This window comes from Corynebacterium gallinarum, from assembly GCF_014837045.1.
GTDB lineage: Bacteria > Actinomycetota > Actinomycetes > Mycobacteriales > Mycobacteriaceae > Corynebacterium > Corynebacterium gallinarum.
Genome location: NZ_JACSPR010000001.1, coordinates 467,732 through 489,233 on the forward strand (window position 1 = coordinate 467,732; position 21,502 = coordinate 489,233).

Consider the following 21,502-nt stretch of genomic DNA (forward strand, 5'->3'; position numbering starts at 1 on the left):
GCGCCGTGGGCAACGGGTCCCTAGCCTTCGGCCCCGTCGTCGGCGAACACACAGGACACCGCGATCGCGCCGGGCCCGGCGTGGACCGCGAGGGTGGGATCGAGGTCCACCATCATGAAGCTGGATCCCTCCGGGAGGGCCTCGGCGAGCATGGTCTCCAGTGATTTCGCCGCCTCGCGGGCCTGGTTCTGGGAGATGGCCACAAAAGCAGGGGCGTCGCCTGCCCGGTTCTGCGCGAGTTCCACGAGTTTGGCAAATGCCTTGGACTGGGTACGGGTCTTGGCTGCGATCTCCAGACGGCCATTGTTCACCCGCATGATGGGCCGGTTGGCCAGGGCGGTGGACATCACAGCCGTGGCGGTGGAGATCCGCCCAGAACGGCGCAGCTCATCAATGCGGTGCAGGTAGACCCACGTCTCGGACCGGTGGAGGGTGTCCGCGGCGATGTCATAGCACTCCTCCAGGGAGGCACCATCGCGGGCAACTCTGGCTGCGGCCATGGCGGCGGCCCCCACAGCCATGCCGAGGGAACCGGTATCCACGACGCGGACAGCACCGTCGACAAACACCGCGGAGGCGGCCACCGCCGCGGACCAGGTGGAGGATAGTTCCTTGGTGATATGCAGGGCCAGCACGCCCTGGTCCCCACCCCGTTCGAGCTGCCGGGCGTAGGCGGCGGCCAGTTCCAGGGAGGACAACCCCGAAGTGGTGCGTTCCTCACCGTTTTGCATCAGGTGCAGGTCAAGGACGGTGATGTCCAGTTCATCCGCGACCGTGTCCGGCAGACATGCTGATGAATCCGTGATGACGCGAACTGCCATGACACTCAACTTCCCTCTTCATTCGGGTTGACCTGCACCTAACACCTCACACCGGCCGGCACCGTTAATTGTTGGTGACGCCCATATTCCATCCGTCAAGATACCACTGGGCGTTACCCACATTATTACGGTCAAACACCGGACCCGGTGTCTTGACGGAGGAATTCTTCAGGTCATCCTCCGGGTTCTCACTGCCCGGGTAGTACCGCGGGCGGGCGGTCAGCTGCGCCCAGCAGGTGTTACCCAGGCCGGAGAACATCGGATACTGGTGGAAATCCAGGTCGAGCAGGTTGGAGGTCAACGCGTTGATGGTGCCACCGTGGGCAACGAGCAGGACGGTGCTGTTGTCCCATTCGGTGAGATTGACCATGAGCTCGTCGACAAGCTGCCTGGCCCGGCGGGCCACCTCGATGCGCGACTCGCCACCCGGCGGTGCCCACTGGGGGTCGTGGCGCCATTTCGCGCGCGCACCGGGATAGTGGAGATCCACCTCCTGGTGTGTCTTCGCCTGCCACTCGCCCAGGTGGGTTTCGCGCAGGCGGCGGTCCGTGGACACGTCGGCGTCGATAAGCCTGGCCACCGCGAGCGCCGTGTTGTGGGCACGGGAGAGGTCGGAGCTGATCAGCCGGACGATCTTCTGCCCAGCGAGGACACGGGCGACGTCCTCCGCCTGCTGTCGGCCGACCTCGGACAGTTCGGTGTCCAACTGACCCTGCATGCGGGAGGTCGCGTTGTATTCGGTCTGTCCGTGGCGAAGCAGAATCAGGCGTCGCGTCATGATTGTCCTCTCATACCTGCTGGTGGCCGGATGCGGTCGGTGGTCTAGTCGTCCTCGAAATCGGGTTCGTACTCTGCCGGGACCGGTGGCAGGTCATCGATGGAATCCACGGTGCGGATATCCGCCTCATCCGACCAGGAGGCGGGGCGCTGCATGGTCTCCAGGCCCTCGACCTCGATGAGCGGGCAGTCGCGGTAGAGACGGTCCAGACCGTAGAAATCGCGCTCGGCGTGACGCTGGACATGGATGATGAGCACACCGTAGTCGAGCAGCACCCAGCGGTTCTCGCGGTTGCCCTCACGACGCTTCGGCTCCAGGCCGGCCTCGGTCAGCTCGGCTTCGATCTCCTCGACGATGGCCGCCACCTGACGCTCCGTATCGGCGGAGGCGAGCACGAACACATCGGTGATCGCGAGCAGGTCGGAGACATCGAGGACAGCGATGTCCTCGGCCTTCTTCTCATCGGCTGCCATGGCCGCGATGGTGGCCAGGCGAATTGACTCATTAGTTGCAGACACAAAAATCCTTAAAACTGCTGTAGTAGTCCCACCCCGAACAGGGAGAACCGACGCTCAGGTATCGTCCTGAGCGTCAACCTCTCCCAGTTTTCCACGAACCGGGCGGTTTCACCTACTTTAGGGGTTAAGTTGACGGTCGTCCCGCCAGCGTGCTTGTCGCCTTGCTTGTCGACGCCCACCCGGGTGCGCGTCCCCAGCCTAGCTGCCGGGGTGCGCCTGGTACATCCCACGCTTGGCGATGTACTGCACCACCCCGTCAGGCACCAGGTACCACACCGGACGGCCCTCGGCCGCACGCTGACGACAATCCGTCGAGGAGATCGCCATGGCGGGGATGTCCACCAGTGAGATGCGGTCCTTGTGCACCTCCGGGATGATATCGTCATCCAGTTCATACCCCGGCCGGGTGACACCCACGAAGTGCGCCAGGCCGAACATGCTCTCCCAGTCCCGCCACGTGACGATCTGCGCCAGGGCATCCGCACCGGTGATGAAGAACAGATCAGCATCCGGGTACTGGTTGCGCATGTCCTTGAGGGTGTCCACGGTGTAGGTGTCTCCCCCACGGTCAATATCCACCCGGGAGACGTGGAACCGCGGGTTGGAGGCGGTGGCGATCACGGTCATCAGATACCGGTCCTCGGCGGGGCTGACCACCCGGTCGGCCTTCTGCCACGGCTGGCCTGTGGGCACATAGATCACCATGTCCAGGCCGAACCGGTCCGCCACCTCCGATCCCGCCACCAGGTGGCCGTGGTGGATCGGATCGAAGGTGCCACCCATGATGCCGATTTGCTGGCGATTGCGTGCCTCGGGAGCAGTCATATCAGGGAAGTATATCCACAGGTGCCCCGGCGGGGTCGGTGACACCGGTGATCCACCCGGCCACGGTGGACAGCACCTCCCCGTCCCAGGCCCGGGGTGTGGTGAAGTACTGCGAGTGGATCCGCCCGGCGCGGATGTTGCCGGTGCTCAGCTGCGCCGAGGCGGCGGAGGATCCACTGGTGGACAGTTGTTCGGCGGACCGGTCACACACGATGTCACCGGGCAGGCAGTAGTTGATGCGGTTGGGGTGCACCAGGGGTGGCGGCACCACGGAACTCATCAGCCCACCGGTGGTCGGCTGGTGTCCGATGACGGTGGTGTCATCCGGGTGGAGGCTGGGGTTGGCGATGAACACCGAGCCGACGTACTGGCCGCGGTCAATCAGTTCCTGTTCCTGACCATCAATCACCAACACACCCTGGGAGTACCCCACCAGGAGGTACTGGGATCTGCATCCTGTCTCGGCCTCGAAACGGTCGATGGCCGCCAACACGCCTTCGCGTCCGGCAAGCAGGGAGGAACCGAAGTCGATGGCTGAGGACCCGTCGGAGGACAACGGCAACAGCGCGGGATAGTCATTGTCGGTCAGCCCCATGACGTAGACATCCTTCATCAGCGATTCACCGGTCTCGCGGACATGCTGTTGCTCGAGACGGCCGAACATCATCCGGATATTCCGTTCCTCAAACCCGTTGGAGGTCCACGGTGCCTCCGGGCTGTACCGGGCCGGGCGGATCTGGGTGTTCTGCTCACTGCCCCGCGCCGCCACCACAGTCACGGCCGGGCACTCCCCGGGCTGCGGCAGATCCACGACCGCCTCATAGAGATCGCTCTGCAGCGCGGGGTGCAGGGGGATGTAATCCGGATCCAGCGGGTTGGTGATCCGTTCCAGGAACTCCTCCTCACTTTCCGGAAAGAGCCGGTCGATGAGGCTGCTGCCGGCACTGCTCAGCTGCCCGGGTTCGGAGCTGACCACCACGGAGGAGGAGCCCGAGGACCCCGACGAACCGGAAGACCCGGACGAGCCACTGCTGAATGCCACAGCTGGACTTGCCAGCAGGGGGCTGAGCAGCATGAGACCTGCCGCCACAGCCGCGGCCATCTTCTTTGCCCTACGCGCTCGTCGGTACATGGCTTTTAATTTATCCTGCCGGCCGGTGTCGCGCTGGGAAACCCCACAGCTGTTGGCCTGGGAGCACCCACCCGCTCACAAGCCAACAAACGCACCCCACACCATCCCCTCAGAGCCCGAAACCACCACAGCTGTTGGCCTGGGAGCACCCACCCGCTCACAAGCCAACAAACACACCCCACACCACACCCCCGGAGCAGAGCAACCGACTCCCGGGTGCCCTGCCCTTACCCCAGCCAGCTGCTGAACCGGTCAGCCACCTCTGCACTGTGGGGCTCGGTGTCAGGGTGAAGGAAATAACGGGCATGTGGTCCCTGGGTGCCTTCATCCAGGCCCACCTGTACCGCGGTCGGGGTGAAATCACAGGCGAAGTCGTGGGGAATGCAGTAGATCATCCGGTTGGGGGTGCGGGCGGTGTCCAACGAGTTGGAGGGCAGCCGCCCCAGTATCCCGCCGTTGACGGTGGCGCCGACCGCCGCGGGATCCCCGGGGGACTGGTGTCCGGCACCGAAATAGAAGGTGCCTCCCAGCTGGCCTTTCTGCGCCAGCCAGTCCTCCTGCAGGGACAGCATGCTGGCACCGAGGGAGTAACCGATGAGGATGTAGCGGGGTGCGCAACCGGTCGCGGCCTCGTAGTCCTCGATGGCCAGACGCGCCCCCGGAATCCCCACATCGATGGTGCGTCTGAATCCGTCCACGGTACTGGTGATCACCTCACCTGCCCGGGGCAGAACGTCGATCAGCCCGGCGCCGTCGGTGATCTCCGGGATGGGGATATCAGCCGGGTGATACTCCCCGCTCAGGCCCAGCACCGGAATATCGCGCAGTAAGGATTCACCGTGCTGGTCAAGGTGGCGCTGCTCCGCATACTGCAGAAACGCCCGGATGTTGAGGCCCTCCCAGCCGTTGGAGACAGCGTCGGATTCTTCGCTGTACCGAACCGGATTGACGGTCTCACTCGCGTCATTTCCCCGCGCCGCGACGATCACCGTGGCCGGGCAGTCCCCCATATCACCGGCGTGGGCCACCGGCAGCGTGGCGGAAACAAGGGCGGCCGAGCCAAGTGCGGCGGTTGTCAGGCTGGCGATCAGGCGCGCGGGGTTAACCATGGCGACCAGTGTAGAAAAGAACCCCCCCCCGCACCGTAGGGCTACGGCGTGAGGGGGGCGTCGATAAGCAGGGTGTTACGGACGCGTGTGGCCGGTACCCTGCAGGATCCACTTGGTGGAGGTCAGCTCCGGCAACGCCATCGGGCCGCGGGCGTGCAGCTTCTGGGTGGAGATGCCGATCTCCGCGCCCATGCCGTACTGCTCACCGTCGGTGAAGGCGGTGGAGGCGTTGATCATGACGGCTGCGGCATCCACGCGGTCGGCGAAGCGCTGGGCGGTGAAGACATTGTTGGTGGCAATGGCCTCGGTGTGGTGGGTGCTGTACTTCTCGATGTGCTCGATCGCCGCATCCACGCCGTCGACCACCGCGACGGCAATGTCGAAGGAGAGGTACTCGGAATCCCAGTCGGTCTCGGTGGCCTCGACGACCTCCGTCGCACCGAACGCCTCGAGCTCCGCGACGCGACCGTGCACGGTGACCCCGGCGTCCTGCAGCGCGCGCACAACCCTGAGCTTGTCGACGTCCGGAAGTGCACTGTCGATCAACGCCGTCTCCGTGGCATTGCACACGCTGCAACGGCGGGTCTTGCCGTTGATGAGCATGGCGATCGCGGAATCGACATCCACATCACCATCAATGTAGAAGTGGCAGTTGCCGGTGCCGGTCTCGATCGTGGGGACAGTCGCACCCATGACCACAGCATTGATCAGACCCGCGCCACCGCGGGGGATAACCACATCCACCAGACCGCGGGCGGTGATGAGATCCTGGACGGAATCGCGGGTGGCACACGGCAGCAGCTGCACGGTCTCCCGTGGCAGATCGAAGCTGGCCAGCACATCCTGCAGGATGTCCACCAGGGTGGTGTTGGAATGCACCGCGGTTGACGATCCCCGCAGCAGCGCCACATTGCCCGACTTCAGCGCCAGGCCGAACGCATCCACCGTGACATTGGGGCGGGCCTCATAGACCATGCCCATGACACCAAGCGGCACGCGGATCTGGCGCATCTGGATGCCATTTTCCATGACCCGGCCCTGCAGCACCTCGCCCACCGGATCCGTGAGACCCGCAACCTGGCGCAGGCCACCGGCGATGCCCTCGATGCGATCCTCGTCGAGTGCGAGGCGGTCAATGAGCGACTCCGCCATTCCGCTCTCCCTGCCAGCAGCGATGTCCCGGCTGTTGGCCTCGATGATCTCTGCGGAACGCTCCAGGAGTGCCTCGGCTGCAGCGAGGAGGATCTGGTTCTTCACACCGGTCCCCAGCTGGGCGATCTCCGGGGCAACCTTCTTTGCGAGGGTCGCCTTGGCTAAAACCTCGTCCCGCTCACTCTGACGGGTCATGTCGGTCTTCTGGTCAGTTATATCTGAAGAGGTCTGTGCAGTCATATGTTCCTAGCATACAGACGGGAGCACACCCGATCACCCGGATCGCTGGTGGCTTACATGGTAACGGCAGCTGGTCTGTTTGTTGTGCTGTGAGCAGGCAGACGCCCACAGCACAACAGATGGGACTGAAACCACGACTCCTGGGCCCGAAACCCCCACAGTTGTTGTCCTGGGTGCACCCAGCTGCGCACAGAACAACAAACAGACCCAAAGACACGCCCCTGCACCGGGGTCAGGTCGCGCCGAGGTTTCACAGCGCTCACGGTTGGGTAACCCTCTACCATGCCTTCTTTACGTGGATTAGGCTGCAGCTATACGTAAAAATTCCGTCGAGAAAGCCCCTCTTCACGAAGGAGCCTGACATGGTCTCCACACGCACCGGCATCGCCCGAGCCACAGTGGTGTTCATCGCGGTCGCGGTGTTGTTAATTGCCCTGATCGCACCGGCCACCAGGTCCACGGCACCTGCTGAACCCACCACCCCGACCCCCACCGCGGAGATGGACTACGCTCAGGCATCCACCGATCTGAGCAACCTGAGCTCCGGGTTCCTTCCCTCTGCCCCACCGGCGCGGTCACCCGCATCACCTCTGGTCCCGCAGTGGAGTGAACTGCCTCAGGACCCGTTGGGTGCGCAGGTGATCATCAACGGCGAACCCTCCACCGTCTGTATCTACGGTGACGGGTGGGGCACCAATGTCTGGGCGGGTAATGCTCAGACCAGCTGTGGATTTGTCATTGCGGTGCATGAGGAGCTCACCCGTGGTCTCAACCCCACGTATGACAATCTCCGCGCCCACCTGAAACAACGCATCCGGGTGACCAGTCCGACAACGGGACTGACCTATGACCTGACGTGTAGGCAGCTGGATCAGATCCTCATGAGCTGCACGGGTGGCAACAACGCAGCGGTGTACGCCTACTAGTAGGGATTGCTATTGGGTATCCATCCCCGGTCAGGCCGGGCTGACCCGAAGCTGACCCAGCCGTGAAAGGCGTCCCCCGGAACAGACAGCCAGCCACGCCCCGGAAAAAGTGATCGATGCCACAATGGGGTGGTGGAGAAAACTGATCACAGCACCGAAAACGTCGACCCTGATGACACTGATGGCAAGGCCTCCGAAAGTTTCCGGGTGCGCGGGTCCATCCCGGAAATTCCCCGGGAGAGGTTATGGGACCGGATCTGGCGACCCTTCTGGATGATTCCAGCCATCAGTGTGGTGGCCGCTGTGATTCTCGGCTTCCTGCTTCCCGCCTGGGAACGTGGGGTCTCCAGCCCTGCATTGGGATTCTTCTTCGGCGGTGGCCCCACCGCCGCCCGCGAGGTGTTGAGCACCATTGCGTCCTCCACGATCTCGGTGACCGGTCTGATCTTTTCCATCACCCTGGTTGTTCTGCAGCTGGTCAGCAGCCAGTTCAGTCCGAGAATGCTCAATGGCTTTCTCCGCAACCGTATCGTGCAGGCCACTCTGGGGATGTTCCTGGGAACGTTCGCGTTTTCCCTGACGGTCATCCGGTATGTGTGGAGCGATGAGGATGACCTCACAGGATTCGTTCCCCATGCGTCCGTGTCGGTGGCGTTCCTGTTGGTGCTGGGGTGTCTGGGGTTATTCCTGGCGTTTATCCGGTTGATCACCTATTCGATGCGGGTGGCCAACGCCATCTCCGAGATCGGTGAGGAGACACTGGATCTGGCGGAACGCCTCTACCCTGTGCAGAGCAGTGAGACAGGCCCGGTCCAGGGACCGGGTTGGTCGCCACGACCCGGCGACCCGCGGCAGGAGGTCCGGTCGGACAGACACGGTTCACTGGTGTGGATCAACTACCGGAAGCTGCTGTCCTGGGCGATGGAACACGAGGCTGTGATCACAGTCGACCGGTCGATAGGTGATTTCCTCATTGAGGGCCAGCCGCTGCTGCGGGTCTGGTGGGACGGGGAACTCAGCGACCGGGATGTGCGCGTTCTGCATTCCGCTGTCCAGGTGCGAACGGAACGGGAACTCCATCAGGACCTGGCCTTCGGGCTGCGTCAGCTGGTGGACATCGCCGATCGTGCCCTGTCCCCGAGTATCAACGATCCGGCCACCGCGGCCCAGTGTGTCCAGGAGATCCACCGGGTCTTCCGCTATCTGGTGACCGTCACCGAACCCAGCCCCTACATCGCCGATGCCGATGGTCAGGTCCGGGTGGTGCATCACCCGCAACGTATCGGTGACATGCTCTATGAGGTGGTCCGTGAGATCCATTTCTATGGGTCGGATTCCATGATGATTCCGAAGCTGCTGGACACCATGGTCGAGGATCTCTCGACAGCCGCCACCGGTCATGCCCGGCCCGCCGTCGAGCGCACCCGCGGCATCCTGAACACAGGGGCGGATGAGGACGCCAACAGCGACACCGGGTCAGCGGGTTAGTATCCCGCCACCACATCCACCTCGGTGTCCATCTGCTCACCGGCCTCATACAGTTCGATGTTGCGCACGGTCAGGGCACCGGTGAGGGAGCGGATGCGTTCGTAGGTGTTGGCGGTGTGCGGGGTGATCACCACATCCTCCAGGTCCCACAGTGGGTGGCCGTCCGGGAGGGGTTCCGGGTCGGTGACGTCCAGGGCGGCGCCGGCGATGGTGCCATTCCGGATGGCATCGACCAGGTCGTCGGTGACCACGAGGGGACCACGGCCGACGTTGACCACCACGGCGTTGGGTTTCATCTTCGCCAGGGTGTCACGGTTGACGATGCCGGTGGTGGCCTCGGTCAGGGGCATGAGCAGGACGAAGTAGTCGGCCTCGGACCAGACGTGGTCGGCGGCGGACATGGGGAGGGTTTCGTCGGCACCCGGGACCGGGCGGCCGGAATTGTTCACGGCGATGATGCGCACGCCAAAGGGTTTGAGCAGTTCAATGAGTCGAACCCCGATGCCTCCGGCACCCATGATGGCAATGGTCTTGCCGTCGTAAAGCCATTGCTTGGTGCTCTGCACCTCGCCGCGCGCCCACGTCTTCCGGCGCGCGGTGACGTTGTGGCGGTGCAGTTGCGCGAGCAGGAGCGCTACCGTGGACTCGGCGACGGTGTCGGCGTACAGGCCACCGGCGTTCGCCCAGCGCGCTTTGTCGGTCACCACGCCGCGGCGCACGAGCGCGTCGATGCCTGCCATGGAGGCCTGCACAATCTTGATGTTGTCGGGCAGGTCGGGGAACTCCGGGGCGGAACCGTTGTAGAACAACAGCTCGGCTTCCTGAAGATCGTCGACGTACTCGTGCCCGGCGGCCTCGATCTCGGCGACGGTTTCCTCCCACACATGGGGGGCGAAGGTGAACTTCATCTGGGGTACTCCTTTGCGGTTACGGTTTCCACCACGGTAGCCAAGGGAGCTTGCCGACGAACCCCCACCCCCTATCCGCCTACGCCCGGCTGGCGTAATTCGAGAGGTAGTCCGCGTGGACCACGGGCCGCTGCATGTCGTCAGGGAGTTCCTGGGTTTTCATCCCCAGCATCGGCATGAGGGTCTCGGAATCGTAGTTGACCTCACCACGGCCGAGGATCTCACCGTTGGGTCCGAGGATCTCCACGATCTCCCCGGCGCGGAAGTCACCGATGACCTCGGTGATGCCCACGGCAAGGAGGGATTTGCCACCGGAGGTCACCGCCTCCGTCGCGCCCTGGTCCAGGCGGATCTTGCCGGCGGTGTCCGCGGCGTAGAGTGCCCAGAACTTCCAGGCCGACAGCCGGTTCTCCTTGGGGTGGAACACGGTGCCCACCTGGGCGTGTTCGAGGGCGGGGCCGATGTTGGCCGCGGAGGTCAGCAGCACGGGCACACCACTGCGGGAGGCCAGGCGCGCAGCCGAGACCTTGGAGGCCATGCCACCGGTACCCACCTTGCCGCCGTCGCCGGCGAGCACACCCTTGAGGTCATTGCCGTCACGGACCTCGGAGATGAACCGGGCGGTGGGATCCGCGGGGTTCTTGTCGAAGAGTCCGTCAACGTCACTGAGCAGCACCAGGGCGTCGGCACTGACCAGGTGGGAGACAAGCGCGGCCAGGCGGTCATTATCACCGAAGTTCACACCGGTGGTGGCCACGGTGTCATTCTCATTGACGATCGGGATGACACCCAGCATGCGCAGACGGTCGATGGTGCGCTGGGCGTTTCTCGCGCGGTCACGCTGGCCCGCATCACCCGCGGTGAGCAGGACCTGCCCGACGGGGCGCCCATAGCGGGCGAAGGACCGTCCCCACTGGTGCATGAGGTGGACCTGGCCCACGGCGGCCGCGGCCTGCTTCATGGACAGATCCGTCGGACGGGTGGTCAGGCCCAGGGGCGCCATGCCGGCGGCGACGGAGCCCGAGGACACCACGATGACATCGGAGCCGGCCTCCATGCGGGCCTGGAGTGCGTTGACGATGGTGTTGATGCTATTGGGATCCACCGTGTGACCATCTTCATCGCTGGTCAGCGAGGAGGATCCGATTTTAACCACCACACGTTTCGCCGTGGCAATACGCTCGCGCATATTCGATTCGTGTCCGAAGGCTGCACTGTCCTCGGTCCCCGGTGACGGCGCAGGGAAACTGGCGCCGATGCTGTCCTCCTGCTTGTAGGGGGTGACGGGCAGACCCGTCACCGGACTCACCGGGTGGGGGGTGGGCAGTTCATCGCGGAGCTTGACCGCGTCCGGTACGTCAGTGGGGGGTTCGGATTCTGGCTGAGCTGATGTCACGTGATTCATAGCGATTCCATCGTATACACGCCGAGGCTGTTTCTGTGGATAATGTTGCCCGTATTCGCCATCAGTGAACATGAAAGGTGCTACCGGTCACGTTCCCACCAGCTGCTCAGCCTCGGATGCCCGCGACCTGGCCAAACGGACACAAACGGGCACAAACGAACAAAGCTCCGTCCCGGGGTGCAATGCGCACCCCGCGGACGGAGCTAAGTGAGGGCAGTGGGTTTTAACCCTCCCAGCGCTCGCGGGAGGCCTCTTCCCCATCGCCGTAGTCGAACTCGTCGATAAGCCCACGACGGACCTGGGACGCACGCTTGCGCTCGGCCGCGGAGATACGCTCGTTCTTCTCCAGACGGATGTCGGTGCCACGTGGGGAGGCGGCGGTATCGCCGGCGGAGGTCATCGGCTCCCACTCGAAGGTGACGCCACCGATGGTGACCTCGGAACCCGTCTGGGCGCCGGCCTTGCGGAGCTTGTCCTCCACACCCAGCTTGGCCAGACGGTCGGCGAGGTAGCCCACGGCCTCGTCGTTCTCGAAGTCGGTCTGCAGGATCCAGCGTTCCGGCTTGTCGCCGACAACCAGGAAACCACCCGGGTTGTCCGGGTCCTTCTTGATCTCGAACTCCTCGCGGCGCCGACGACCATCCACCGGCTTCGGCTTGATGATGACGTTCTCCGCCAGATTGTCCTTCGGACGCTTCTTACGCGCCTTCTGGACGATCTCCAGCAGCTGGTACTTCAGGGGGTCCAGGCCACGCTGCGCCACCGCGGAGACGATGAACACGGGCCACCCGAACTGCTTCTCAATATCACCCTTGAGGAACTCAGCCAGTTCCAGTGCCTCGGGGACATCAGCCTTGTTGAGCACCACCACGCGGGGGCGCTTGTCCAGGTCCCCCAGACCGGTGTCCTCATCGAGGGCGGACTGGTAGGCGGCGAGCTCCGCCTCCAGGGCCTCGATATCGGAGATCGGGTCACGGCCCGGATCCATGGAGGCGGTGTCCACCACGTGCACGAGCACGGAGGTGCGCTCGATGTGGCGCAGGAAGTCCAGGCCCAGGCCCTTGCCCTCGGAGGCGCCGGGGATCAGACCGGGCACATCGGCCATGACGAAGGTCTGGTGTCCGACCTCCACCACGCCGAGGTTCGGCTGGAGGGTGGTGAAGGGGTAGTCACCGATCTTCGGCTTGGCCGCCGACATCACGGAGATGAGCGAGGACTTGCCGGCGGAGGGGAAACCCACCAGGCCGACATCGGCCATGGACTTCAGTTCCAGGATGAGGTCATGCTGCTCACCCGGCTCACCATTGAGGGCGAAACCCGGGGCCTTGCGGGCACGGGAGGCCAGGGCCGCGTTGCCCAGACCACCCTGGCCACCGGCGGCGGCGATGAACTTCATGCCCACGGTGGTCAGGTCCGCGAGGGTCTCACCCTTGGAGTTGAGCACCACGGTGCCGGCGGGCACCTCGAGGATGAGGTCCTCGCCGCGGGCACCACTGCGGTGATCACCGGAGCCATTGGTGCCACGCGGGGCCTTCACATGCGGGTGGTAGTGGAAGTCGAGGAGGGTGTGGACCTGGGGGCTGACCTCGAGGATGATGTCTCCACCATGGCCACCGTTGCCGCCGTCGGGGCCGCCCAGGGGCTTGAATTTCTCACGGTGCACCGAGACGCAGCCGTTGCCTCCGTCGCCTGCGGCGAGATGAAGAACAACGCGGTCGATAAAGCGGTTCATATATTCGGTGTCACTCCTGATCAAGGTAAAACGAGCGCGTCAGCATGGTGCTGACCAACTTGCGCTTCAAGGTTCTTCGATCCTACCAGTGCTCATACCACATTTAACAGCTGAGGAAGGCCTGACCCGGGCCGTTATTTTGCTGGCCCCACGAATGGGAGCACAATAGCGGAGGATAAATTACCTAACCTGGACGAAGGGACACCCCCGAACCGCCGTGACTACTCAAACCCCCACCCGGACTGTACATCCGGTTGATCAGGTGCCACCAGCACCCAAACTGGCCGCCCTGGGCCTGCAACACGTTCTGGCGTTCTACGCCGGAGCGGTCATCGTTCCGCTGCTCATTGCGCAGTCGCTGAACCTGGATGCCGCCACCACCATCCACCTCATCAACGCCGATCTGCTCACCTGTGGCATCGCCACGCTGATCCAGTCCGTCGGCATCGGCAAGCACATCGGTGTGCGGCTCCCCATCGTCCAGGGTGTGACCACCACCGCGGTGGCCCCCATCATCGCGATCGGACTGGGTGTCACCGACGGGGAAGGCGGGGTCGCATCCCTGCCCGCCATCTACGGTGCCGTCATCGTCGCCGGCCTGTTCACCTTCTTCGCCGCGCCGGTGTTCACTCGTTTCCTGCGTTTCTTCCCACCGGTGGTCACCGGCACCGTGCTGCTGGTCATGGGTACGTCCCTGCTGTCGGTGTCGGCCAATGACTTCGTCAACTACGCCGACGGTGTGCCCGCAGCCCGTGACCTCGCCTACGGTTTCGGCACCCTGCTGATCATCATCCTGGCGCAGCGCTTCCTGCGCGGGTTCCTGGGCACCCTGGCGGTGCTGTTGGGTCTGGTGGTGGGCACGGTTACCGCCCTGCTACTTGGCGACGCCAACCTCGACGAAGTCTCCAACGCCGACGCCTTCGGGATCACCACCCCCTTCTACTTCGGCCTGCCCGAGTTCAACCTGGTGGCGATCTTCTCCATGATCATCGTCATGATCATCACCATGGTGGAAACCACCGGCGATGTCTTCGCCACCGGTGAGATCGTGCGCAAACGCACCCGCCGCTACGACATCACCCGGGCCCTGCGTGCCGACGGCCTGTCCACCTTCATCGGCGGCATCATGAACTCCTTCCCCTACACCTGCTTCGCCCAGAACGTCGGCCTGGTCCGCATCACCGGGGTGAAGTCACGCTGGGTCGCCGCCTCCGCGGCCGTGTTCATGATCATCCTGGGTGTGCTGCCCAAGGCCGGCGCGATCGTCGCGTCCATCCCCTCCCCCGTCCTCGGCGGTGCCTCCCTGGCACTGTTCGCCAATGTTGCGTGGGTGGGTCTGCAGACCATCGCCAAGTCCGATCTGCGGGACAGCCGCAATGCCGTCATCGTCACCTCCGCGCTGGGTCTGGCCATGCTGGTCACCTTCCGTCCCGACATCGCCCAGGCCTTCCCCGAGTGGGCCCGGATCTTCGTCTCCTCCGGCATGTCCGTGGGTGCGATCACCGCGATCATCCTCAACCTGCTGTTCTTCCACATCGGCCGCCAGACCGGGGCCAATGTGGCCACCTCGGGTTCCGGTGAGAAACTGACCCTGGACCAGATCAACGCGATGGACCGTGAGCAGTTCGTCGACACGCTCTCCCCGCTGTTCAACAGCCGCACCTGGCCGCTCGAGATCGCCTGGGAATCCCGCCCGTTCGCCAACGTCACCGCGCTGCGCGAGGCCATCCAGATCTCCGTGCTCACCGCACCGCTCGAGGCACGCGAGGACCTCATCCACGACTACCCCGACATGGCACAGCTGCTGCTGGCCGACCAGGACGAGGCCGCCGAGATCTCCCGCGACCGGGGTTCCATCGGGCTGGAGGAGCTTGACGACGTCGATCGCGACAAACTCCTCACCGTCACCAGCAACTACCGCGACCGCTTCGGCATGCCCTATGTGGCGTACTTCGACACCACCGACACCGTCGATGACGTCGTCGCCGAGGGCTTACGCCGCCTGGACAACTCCGATGAACAGGAACACCGTCAGGCGCTCAGCGAGATCATCGAGATCGCCAACGACCGCTTCGACATCGTCCTGGAGGACGCCAACCCCGCCCGCACCGCCTTCGACCGGAAGTTCACCGACACCGACTTCATGAGCTAGTTGATGTCATTTGGGTGAGACCCACCCCGCGCACCACGTTCCAGGTTGTCGATGGCCACCATCTCCTCCGCCGTCAGTTCGAAGTCGAGGACGTCAAGGTTCTCGCGCATCCGATCCGGATTGACGGTCTTGGGGAACACGATGAACCCGTGCTGCAGATGCCACCGGATCACCACCTGAGCCAGGGACTTACCGTGGTTCTGGGCGGCCGCCACGATGGGTGCCTCCTTGGACAGGTCATATTTGCCCTGACCGAGGGGACCCCACGACTCAATGGCGATGCCCGCGGCCTTCGACGCCTCCTGGATATCCCGCTGTTGCAGGGCTGGATGGAGTTCGAACTGGTTGACGGCCGGGACGATGGTTGTTTCGTCGATAAGCTGGCGCAGGTGCTCGGGCAGGAAGTTGCACACACCGATCGAGCGCGAGCGCTCCCCCAGCTGCTCCAGAACCTTCCAGGCCTGCACGAAGTTGTTGTTGCGCGGCGCCGGCCAGTGCAGCAGGAACAGATCGACATACTCCGTGCCGAGCTTCTCCAGGGACTCGTTGAAACCGGCCTCAGCGTCATCGAAACGGGTCGGCCACAGCTTGGTGGTGACGAACAATTCCTCCCGCGGAATGCCGGATGCGGCGATCGCCCGGCCAACGCCCTCCTCATTGTTGTAGAAGGCCGCGGTGTCGATGTGACGGTAGCCCGCCTCGAGTGCCTCGCTGACCACCCGCTCCGTCTCCGCCGGGTCCACCTTGAACACACCGAAACCCAGCTGCGGGATCATGTTGCCGTCATTCAGCCTCACCGTTGGGATCTCCGCAGGCTTCGTGGTCTGCCGCTTCCCGCCCTGCAGGGCCTGGATCAACCTGTCGCGCTCCTCCTCGGGCGAACCGAAGAAACTACCGGTACCAACAATCGACATAACGTACTTCCTTGCATTCAGATCAGCGGGCAGAAACTATCCGCCCCACTATATGACCGAATGCCGGGCCGGTGTGGGCACCAACGACGGCAGCTCTATGCTTGGACACCATGAGCTATGACTTCGTCCTCTTCGAAACCGACGGCGACCCCGGCAACGCCCGCATCTCCAAATCCCCGCTGACCGAGCGCATCGACTACGCCGACCCCGCCACCACCCCGGTGCTGGAATCCCTGGCCACGGGCCTTGCCGACGAGCTCCCCGACGGCATCACGCTTGACGACGACTCCCCCATCCAACTCACCGGCGACCGCTGCCTCTACGTAGCCACCAACTACAACGACGCCGATGCCACCGCCGCCTGGCTCACCACCGTGGCCATCGACTACGGCCTGGGTCTCGCCGACATGAACTCCGACGCCATCCTCCTCTTCGGTGACGAGGACACCGACGCCGTGGTCCAGACCGATTCCTTCTTCTCCCCCGGTTTCTCCGCCTACGGCCTGCCCCACCTCCTGCTGGAGGTGCTGCGCCTCAAGGACTCGAAGGTGCCCTACCTGCGGGTCACCCGGGCGGCCGACGACGCCCACTTCATCCAGACCCTCTACCGGCCCGGGGAGAAGAACTGGCTGGTGGAATACCGCGCGGGCGCCGGCAGCACCGCGCAGGGCACCATCGTGAAAACCCCGAAGGATGTCATCAGCCTGATCAGGGACTGGTTTGACGGTGCCGAGGGCTTCGGGAATGACCGGGAGTGGGCGGACGTGGAGGAATAGGGCTGTCCCAGCTTGGACCAGTGGGCCGGGGCATAGGTCCTTTCGGGCTGGGTGGCGGGACAGATGTTGTCCTGTGAGCGCGGGTTGCTCACAGACCAACAAACTGTCCACCCTAGGGCCACTTTCCAGCCCTGCAACCCCCACCTGTTGTCCTGTGAGCACAAGGCCGCTCACAGACCAACAAACTGCCCACCCCAGGGCCACTTTCCAGCCCGGCAACCCCACCTGTTGTCCTGTGAGCACAAGGCCGCTCACAGACCAACAGCTGAGCCCCCAACAGGGCAGACAAAAACTGCCCGCCTCCCCCAACCAGGTTGGGAGTGACGGGCAGTGTCTGCGCTGTGGATGACTTAAGCGTCGACAGCTTCGTTCTCGACGATGTTAACCAGGCGACGGTTGCGCTTGGTGGAGAACTGAACAGCTCCGGTCTTCAGGGCGAAGAGGGTGTCGTCGCCACCGCGACCGACGTTCTCGCCCGGGTGGAACTTGGTACCGCGCTGACGAACCAGGATCTCTCCTGCGTTCACCTGCTGGCCACCGAATCGCTTCACGCCAAGGCGCTTGGCCTCGGAGTCACGACCGTTAGTGGAGCTTGATGCACCCTTCTTATGTGCCATGTGATTCTCCCTCCTTCAAAAGGAAAAACTCAGGAAGCCGACAGGCTTACTTGATTCCGGTGACCTTCAGGACGGTCAGCTTCTGACGGTGTCCCTGGCGCTTCTTGTAACCGGTCTTGTTCTTGTACTTCAGGATCTTGATCTTCGGGCCCTTGGTGTGCTCGACGATCTCGGTGTTGACGCTCACAGAAGCAAGCTGGTCAGCAGCGGTGGTTACATCGGCGCCGTCGACGAGGAGAACCGGGGTGAGAGCCACGGAGGCACCCGGCTCACCCTCGATCTTCTCGACCTTTACGAGGTCGCCTTCGGCAACCTTGTACTGCTTTCCGCCGGTCTTGACGATCGCGTACATAGAGGGCTACCCCTTATCTGATTCTCAGCTCAGGCGCTTTCCCATAGTTGGGGAGCGCCTGAATGGACTTACGTTTACAATTGCGTTTCAGGCATGATGGGCCAACTAAGAGCCCATATCACGCACTCATTCGCCGTGAAATGGGCTAATGGGCATTACGGTCATAGCCTAAAACAGCGACTGTCCAAGACTACCGCTAAACGCGGCTCAAATACAAACCGCGCCTATACCCTATCCCAGTCACTAACCGCGCTGGGGTTTACGGGTTCCCCTGCGTCGGCGCCCGCCGCTGGTGGGTGCGGCGGGTTCGGGCTGCTTCTCTGCATTTGGCTGGGAGAGTGCCTCACCCGACACCCGGACCGCGCGACGGCGACGTCGACGGCCCTCGCTTGGCGACGCCTCCCGCTCCCCGTCCCCTGCCTTCTCGGCTGGGGCCGGTGTGATGGGGGTGGGGGTTGCGTCGTCAAGCGTCTCGATGTGACCGCTCGACCGGCGCACCGCGCGGCGTCGCCCACGTCCCGGGCGCGATGGGGCGCTGGCTGCGACCTCGCTCGGACGGTTACGACGGGGTGACTCCTCCGGGGCCTCCTCGACGGCGGCTTCCACGGTGGTCTCAACGACCGGTGCGGGGCGCTGGCTGCGTCCACGACCACGGTCGCGGCGGCGTGGCTTCTCCTCGGCTGCCTCGACCTCCTCCACCGGGATCGGCTCAACCTCACGACGGGCCGGTTCAGACTTGAAGTCCTCCGGCTTCGGCGCGTGGTCGGACCGGGAGTTGCCCCGGGTGGCGCGGCGACGGCGTGGGTTGGCCTCGAATTCGGCGAGTGCCTGCTCGTAGGAGGAGCCTTCCGACGCAGCCTCCGACACGTAGTCGGATCCCGAGGGCTCGTCCGGATCCTCGGCATTGGCGATGTCCACGGCTGCGGCGGCGATCGCGGCGATGTCGTCGGCGGTGGTTTCGGCCGGGGTCTCCTGCTGACGGCCCCGGCGCCTGCGCGCACGACGTCGTGGCCCCTCCTCCGGCTCCACGGTGGAGACGACTTCATCGGCGGTGATCTCGGGTTCGGTGTCCTCGGCATCATCGGTGATGATCACCGATGCGGCGAGGTCCTCGAATTCCTTGTCCAGGTCATGGTCCTCATCATCGACGAGGTCCTGCATGGCCACCACCATCGGGTGCTGCGCCGGATCCCGGACAGGTTCCTGCGGGCGGGAATCCTCCTGCTGGTTCTTGTGGCGGCGGGAACGTTCCTCGGCCTTGGCCTCCACGCGCTCCTCCACCCTGTCCACCGGGTCCTCGTGGATCACCAGGCCGCGGCCGGCGCAGTGCTCACATTCGGAGGAGAAGGTCTCCAGCAGTCCGGCACCGATGCGCTTGCGGGTCATCTGCACCAGGCCGAGCGAGGTCACCTCGGAGACCTGGTGGCGGGTGCGGTCGTTTTCCAGTGCCTCAGTGAGGCGGCGCAGCACCAGGTCACGGTTCTCGGGCAGGACCATGTCGATGAAGTCGACGACGATCATGCCGCCGATGTCGCGCAGACGCATCTGGCGGACGATCTCCTCGGCGGCCTCAATGTTGTTGAGGGTGACGGTCTCCTCGAGGTTGCCCACACCCTTGCCGGTGTACCGGCCGGTGTTGACATCGATGACGGTCATGGCCTCGGTCTTGTCGATGACCAGCGAACCACCCGACGGCAGGTTCACCTTCCGCGACATCGCCTCCTCCAGCTGGGTGTTGAGACCGAAGGCCTCGAACGCATCCTTGCCGTTGTAGTCGGCGCGGTCGAAGTGCTCGACGCGGCTGACCAGGTCCGGTGCCACGGACTGGATATAGGCGCGCACGGTGTTCCAGGCGCGGTCGCCGTCGACGATCAGGGAGGTGAAATCCTCATTGAACAGGTCACGGATGACCTTGACCAGCATGTCCGGTTCCTCATACATGGTCACCGGGCGGGTGTTGCGGGACTTCTTCTCCTGCTTGGTGCGTTCCTGGATCTGCTCCCACAGGGTGTGCAGGCGGTTGACGTCGGCGGCGATGTTCTCCTCCGAGACGCCCTCCGCGGCGGTGCGGATGATGGTGCCGCCCTGCGGTGGCACGACGCGGCCGAGGATCTCCTTCAGACGCTTGCGCTCCGGTCCGGGCAGCTTGCGGGAAATACCGGCACTGCGACCGCCCGGCACGTAGACCAGGTAGCGGCCGGCCAGGGAGATCTGGGTGGTCAGGCGGGCACCCTTGTGTCCGACGGGGTCCTTGGACACCTGGACCAGGACCTTCTGACCGGATTTCAGGGCCTGTTCGATGCGCCTTCCGCGTCCTCCCAGACCGGCGGCCTTCCAGTCCACCTCACCGGCGTAGAGCACGCCGTTGCGGCCCTTACCGATATCAATGAAGGCGGCCTCCATGCTCGGCAGCACGTTCTGCACGCGTCCCAGGTAGATGTTGCCCACCATCGACGACTGCGAATCGGAGGTGACGAACTGCTCCACCAGCAGGTCATCCTCCAGCACGCCGACCTGGGTGACCAGACCGGTGCCGTCGGTGCGCTGGCGTTCGCGCACAATCATGCGGCGTTCCGTGGATTCACGGCGTTCGATGAACTCGCGGGTGCTCACCACGTGGCGTTTCTTGTTGCGGCCCTCCTCGCGCATCTCGGTGCGGCGGCGGCGCTGCGCCTCCAGGCGGGTCGAGCCCTTGATGCCCACGGGCTCGTCGACCACCTCGGTGTCCGGCGTGTCAACGGTGCTTGTCGACGCCTCATCCTCCACATCATGCTGAACAGCCTCAGCATCGGAACCCGATGCCGGCCCGGTACCCTTGCCACGTCCGGTACCACGACGGCCACGGCGCTTGCGGGCCACGCGTTCCTGCGCATCCGGATCATCGGTGTCATTGAGGTCCTCGGTGGGGATCATCGCGGGTGCGACGAAGATCGGTGCATACACCGGTGCTTCCGCCGGCGGTGGGGTGATCTCGGGGATGATGTCCTCCAGCAGTTCCGCGTAGGCCTCGGCCTGGGCTGCGGCCACCAGATCAACCGGCTCGTCTGAGTGCTGTTCATCCTGAGCCTGGGCTACCGCGTCGGCGAGTTCGCGTTCGACCTTCTCCTCGATCTGCTGGATCTCGTTGGCCACGTTCTTCTCCACGCGGCGACGGATTTCCTCGTCCTCGGATGGGTCCACAGCGTCGGTGTCAGGAGTGGTCTGTTCCGGGGTGTCCTCTGGAGAGTCCTCCGAGGTGTCCTCCACCGCGTCGGCGAGTTCGCGTTCGACCTTCTCCTCGATCTGCTGGATCTCATTGGCCACGTTCTTCTCCACGCGGCGACGGATCTTCTCCACCGGTTCCACATCCGGGACGACCTCGGCCGGGGCCTCCTCCACCGGCTTGGCCAGCAGATCGAGGAGACGGGTGGCCTCCTCACGGCTCAGGGTCGACTGGGCGACCTTGACCAGACCGATGGAATCCAGTGCCACCACCAGGTCCTTGGAGGTCAGGCCGAGCTGTTTGGCCAGCTGGTGAACACGGGTCTTCTCCCCCAACTGCGAACGGTCAAAATCCGCGGCCAGCACGGCCGAGGGGGACACGTCCGTGTCATGTGCAGTTGCGGATGCCTTCTTCTTTGCCAAGGCGGACTCCTATTTTCTTATCATTTGATCGCA

General features: G+C 64.1%; 18 protein-coding genes. 4 read left to right on the forward strand and 14 right to left on the reverse strand.

Annotation, left to right across the window (positions count from 1 at the left end; all coding sequences use genetic code 11):
* Positions 1 to 20: 20 nt before the first annotated feature.
* The 7 genes from H9627_RS02040 to H9627_RS02070 all read right to left on the reverse strand — a co-directional run bounded on the left by H9627_RS02040 (position 21) and on the right by H9627_RS02070 (position 6,575).
* The gene (locus H9627_RS02040; RefSeq protein WP_191732349.1) at positions 21 to 821 is read right to left on the reverse strand and encodes a DegV family protein; all 801 of its coding nucleotides are present in this window, start codon (positions 819 to 821) and stop codon (positions 21 to 23) included.
* 64 nt (positions 822 to 885) lie between these two features.
* A complete protein-coding gene (locus H9627_RS02045; protein ID WP_191732350.1) occupies positions 886 to 1,599 on the reverse strand; it encodes a histidine phosphatase family protein in 714 nt (237 codons plus the stop codon).
* A gap of 44 nt (positions 1,600 to 1,643) precedes the next feature.
* Complete coding sequence (gene rsfS, locus H9627_RS02050) at positions 1,644 to 2,117, reverse strand: ribosome silencing factor (protein WP_191732351.1); 474 nt, start codon at positions 2,115 to 2,117, stop codon at positions 1,644 to 1,646.
* Positions 2,118 to 2,315: 198 nt separating this feature from the next.
* Positions 2,316 to 2,942 carry a nicotinate-nucleotide adenylyltransferase gene (nadD, locus tag H9627_RS02055; RefSeq protein WP_191732352.1) on the reverse strand — a complete coding sequence of 209 codons (627 nt, stop codon included), beginning with the start codon at positions 2,940 to 2,942 and terminating at the stop codon, positions 2,316 to 2,318.
* A gap of 1 nt (position 2,943) precedes the next feature.
* The gene (locus H9627_RS02060) at positions 2,944 to 4,074 is read right to left on the reverse strand and encodes a cutinase family protein (RefSeq protein ID WP_225213354.1); all 1,131 of its coding nucleotides are present in this window, start codon (positions 4,072 to 4,074) and stop codon (positions 2,944 to 2,946) included.
* 227 nt (positions 4,075 to 4,301) lie between these two features.
* Complete coding sequence (locus tag H9627_RS02065) at positions 4,302 to 5,183, reverse strand: hypothetical protein (protein ID WP_191732353.1); 882 nt, start codon at positions 5,181 to 5,183, stop codon at positions 4,302 to 4,304.
* A 75-nt stretch (positions 5,184 to 5,258) separates the two neighbouring features.
* The gene (locus tag H9627_RS02070) at positions 5,259 to 6,575 is read right to left on the reverse strand and encodes a glutamate-5-semialdehyde dehydrogenase (RefSeq protein ID WP_191732354.1); all 1,317 of its coding nucleotides are present in this window, start codon (positions 6,573 to 6,575) and stop codon (positions 5,259 to 5,261) included.
* 362 nt (positions 6,576 to 6,937) lie between these two features.
* Here H9627_RS02070 and H9627_RS02075 point away from each other — a divergent pair, with 362 nt between their 5' ends.
* Both H9627_RS02075 and H9627_RS02080 read left to right on the forward strand, forming a co-directional pair.
* Entirely contained in the window at positions 6,938 to 7,501 is a 564-nt protein-coding gene (locus H9627_RS02075; RefSeq protein ID WP_225213355.1) for a hypothetical protein, read from the forward strand.
* Between the two features lie 132 nt (positions 7,502 to 7,633).
* Positions 7,634 to 8,989, forward strand: coding sequence for a DUF2254 domain-containing protein (locus H9627_RS02080; RefSeq protein ID WP_318247740.1), 1,356 nt, complete (start codon positions 7,634 to 7,636; stop codon positions 8,987 to 8,989).
* On the opposite strand, the gene H9627_RS02085 is transcribed toward H9627_RS02080, so the two are convergent.
* From H9627_RS02085 to obgE, 3 genes are all read right to left on the reverse strand, one after another.
* The gene (locus H9627_RS02085) at positions 8,986 to 9,897 is read right to left on the reverse strand and encodes a D-isomer specific 2-hydroxyacid dehydrogenase family protein (RefSeq protein ID WP_191732355.1); all 912 of its coding nucleotides are present in this window, start codon (positions 9,895 to 9,897) and stop codon (positions 8,986 to 8,988) included. The two genes, H9627_RS02080 and H9627_RS02085, sit on opposite strands and share 4 nt — an antisense overlap.
* A gap of 79 nt (positions 9,898 to 9,976) precedes the next feature.
* Positions 9,977 to 11,086, reverse strand: coding sequence for a glutamate 5-kinase (gene proB / locus H9627_RS02090; RefSeq protein WP_191732470.1), 1,110 nt, complete (start codon positions 11,084 to 11,086; stop codon positions 9,977 to 9,979).
* Between the two features lie 439 nt (positions 11,087 to 11,525).
* Positions 11,526 to 13,034: a GTPase ObgE gene (gene obgE / locus H9627_RS02095; protein WP_191732356.1), complete on the reverse strand. Its 1,509-nt coding sequence runs from the start codon at positions 13,032 to 13,034 to the stop codon at positions 11,526 to 11,528.
* Between the two features lie 217 nt (positions 13,035 to 13,251).
* Between obgE and H9627_RS02100 the strand changes: the two genes are divergently transcribed.
* On the forward strand, positions 13,252 to 15,186 hold the full coding sequence (locus H9627_RS02100) for a solute carrier family 23 protein (RefSeq protein WP_191732357.1): 1,935 nt from the start codon (positions 13,252 to 13,254) through the stop codon (positions 15,184 to 15,186).
* On the opposite strand, the gene H9627_RS02105 is transcribed toward H9627_RS02100, so the two are convergent.
* Positions 15,183 to 16,100 (reverse strand): aldo/keto reductase, encoded by a 918-nt coding sequence (locus H9627_RS02105; RefSeq protein ID WP_191732358.1) that lies wholly within the window; start codon positions 16,098 to 16,100, stop codon positions 15,183 to 15,185. The two genes, H9627_RS02100 and H9627_RS02105, sit on opposite strands and share 4 nt — an antisense overlap.
* A 110-nt stretch (positions 16,101 to 16,210) precedes the next feature.
* Between H9627_RS02105 and H9627_RS02110 the strand changes: the two genes are divergently transcribed.
* Positions 16,211 to 16,876, forward strand: a complete 666-nt coding sequence (locus tag H9627_RS02110; protein ID WP_191732359.1) for a hypothetical protein — start codon at positions 16,211 to 16,213, stop codon at positions 16,874 to 16,876.
* A 350-nt stretch (positions 16,877 to 17,226) separates the two neighbouring features.
* Here H9627_RS02110 and rpmA read toward each other — a convergent pair whose 3' ends face one another.
* The 3 genes from rpmA to H9627_RS02125 form a co-directional block, all read right to left on the reverse strand.
* On the reverse strand, positions 17,227 to 17,493 hold the full coding sequence (gene rpmA, locus H9627_RS02115; RefSeq protein ID WP_191732360.1) for a 50S ribosomal protein L27: 267 nt from the start codon (positions 17,491 to 17,493) through the stop codon (positions 17,227 to 17,229).
* Positions 17,494 to 17,539: 46 nt separating this feature from the next.
* Positions 17,540 to 17,845: a 50S ribosomal protein L21 gene (gene rplU, locus H9627_RS02120; RefSeq protein WP_191732361.1), complete on the reverse strand. Its 306-nt coding sequence runs from the start codon at positions 17,843 to 17,845 to the stop codon at positions 17,540 to 17,542.
* Positions 17,846 to 18,088: 243 nt separating this feature from the next.
* A complete protein-coding gene (locus H9627_RS02125; protein ID WP_191732362.1) occupies positions 18,089 to 21,469 on the reverse strand; it encodes a translation initiation factor IF-2 N-terminal domain-containing protein in 3,381 nt (1,126 codons plus the stop codon).
* Positions 21,470 to 21,502 lie beyond the last annotated feature (33 nt).

Bases quoted from the DNA above. Each gene is read 5' to 3' on its own strand.
- H9627_RS02040 (WP_191732349.1), bottom strand. From the start codon at position 821: ATGGCAGTTCGCGTCATCACGGATTCATCAGCATGTCTGCCGGACACG.
- H9627_RS02085 (WP_191732355.1), bottom strand. From the start codon at position 9,897: ATGAAGTTCACCTTCGCCCCCCATGTGTGGGAGGAAACCGTCGCCGAG.
- H9627_RS02045 (WP_191732350.1), bottom strand. From the start codon at position 1,599: ATGACGCGACGCCTGATTCTGCTTCGCCACGGACAGACCGAATACAAC.
- H9627_RS02060 (WP_225213354.1), bottom strand. From the start codon at position 4,074: ATGTACCGACGAGCGCGTAGGGCAAAGAAGATGGCCGCGGCTGTGGCG.
- H9627_RS02110 (WP_191732359.1), top strand. From the start codon at position 16,211: ATGAGCTATGACTTCGTCCTCTTCGAAACCGACGGCGACCCCGGCAAC.
- H9627_RS02075 (WP_225213355.1), top strand. From the start codon at position 6,938: ATGGTCTCCACACGCACCGGCATCGCCCGAGCCACAGTGGTGTTCATC.
- proB (WP_191732470.1), bottom strand. From the start codon at position 11,086: ATGCGCGAGCGTATTGCCACGGCGAAACGTGTGGTGGTTAAAATCGGA.
- nadD (WP_191732352.1), bottom strand. From the start codon at position 2,942: ATGACTGCTCCCGAGGCACGCAATCGCCAGCAAATCGGCATCATGGGT.
- rplU (WP_191732361.1), bottom strand. From the start codon at position 17,845: ATGTACGCGATCGTCAAGACCGGCGGAAAGCAGTACAAGGTTGCCGAA.
- obgE (WP_191732356.1), bottom strand. From the start codon at position 13,034: ATGAACCGCTTTATCGACCGCGTTGTTCTTCATCTCGCCGCAGGCGAC.
- H9627_RS02065 (WP_191732353.1), bottom strand. From the start codon at position 5,183: ATGGTTAACCCCGCGCGCCTGATCGCCAGCCTGACAACCGCCGCACTT.
- H9627_RS02070 (WP_191732354.1), bottom strand. From the start codon at position 6,575: ATGACTGCACAGACCTCTTCAGATATAACTGACCAGAAGACCGACATG.
- H9627_RS02105 (WP_191732358.1), bottom strand. From the start codon at position 16,100: ATGTCGATTGTTGGTACCGGTAGTTTCTTCGGTTCGCCCGAGGAGGAG.
- rpmA (WP_191732360.1), bottom strand. From the start codon at position 17,493: ATGGCACATAAGAAGGGTGCATCAAGCTCCACTAACGGTCGTGACTCC.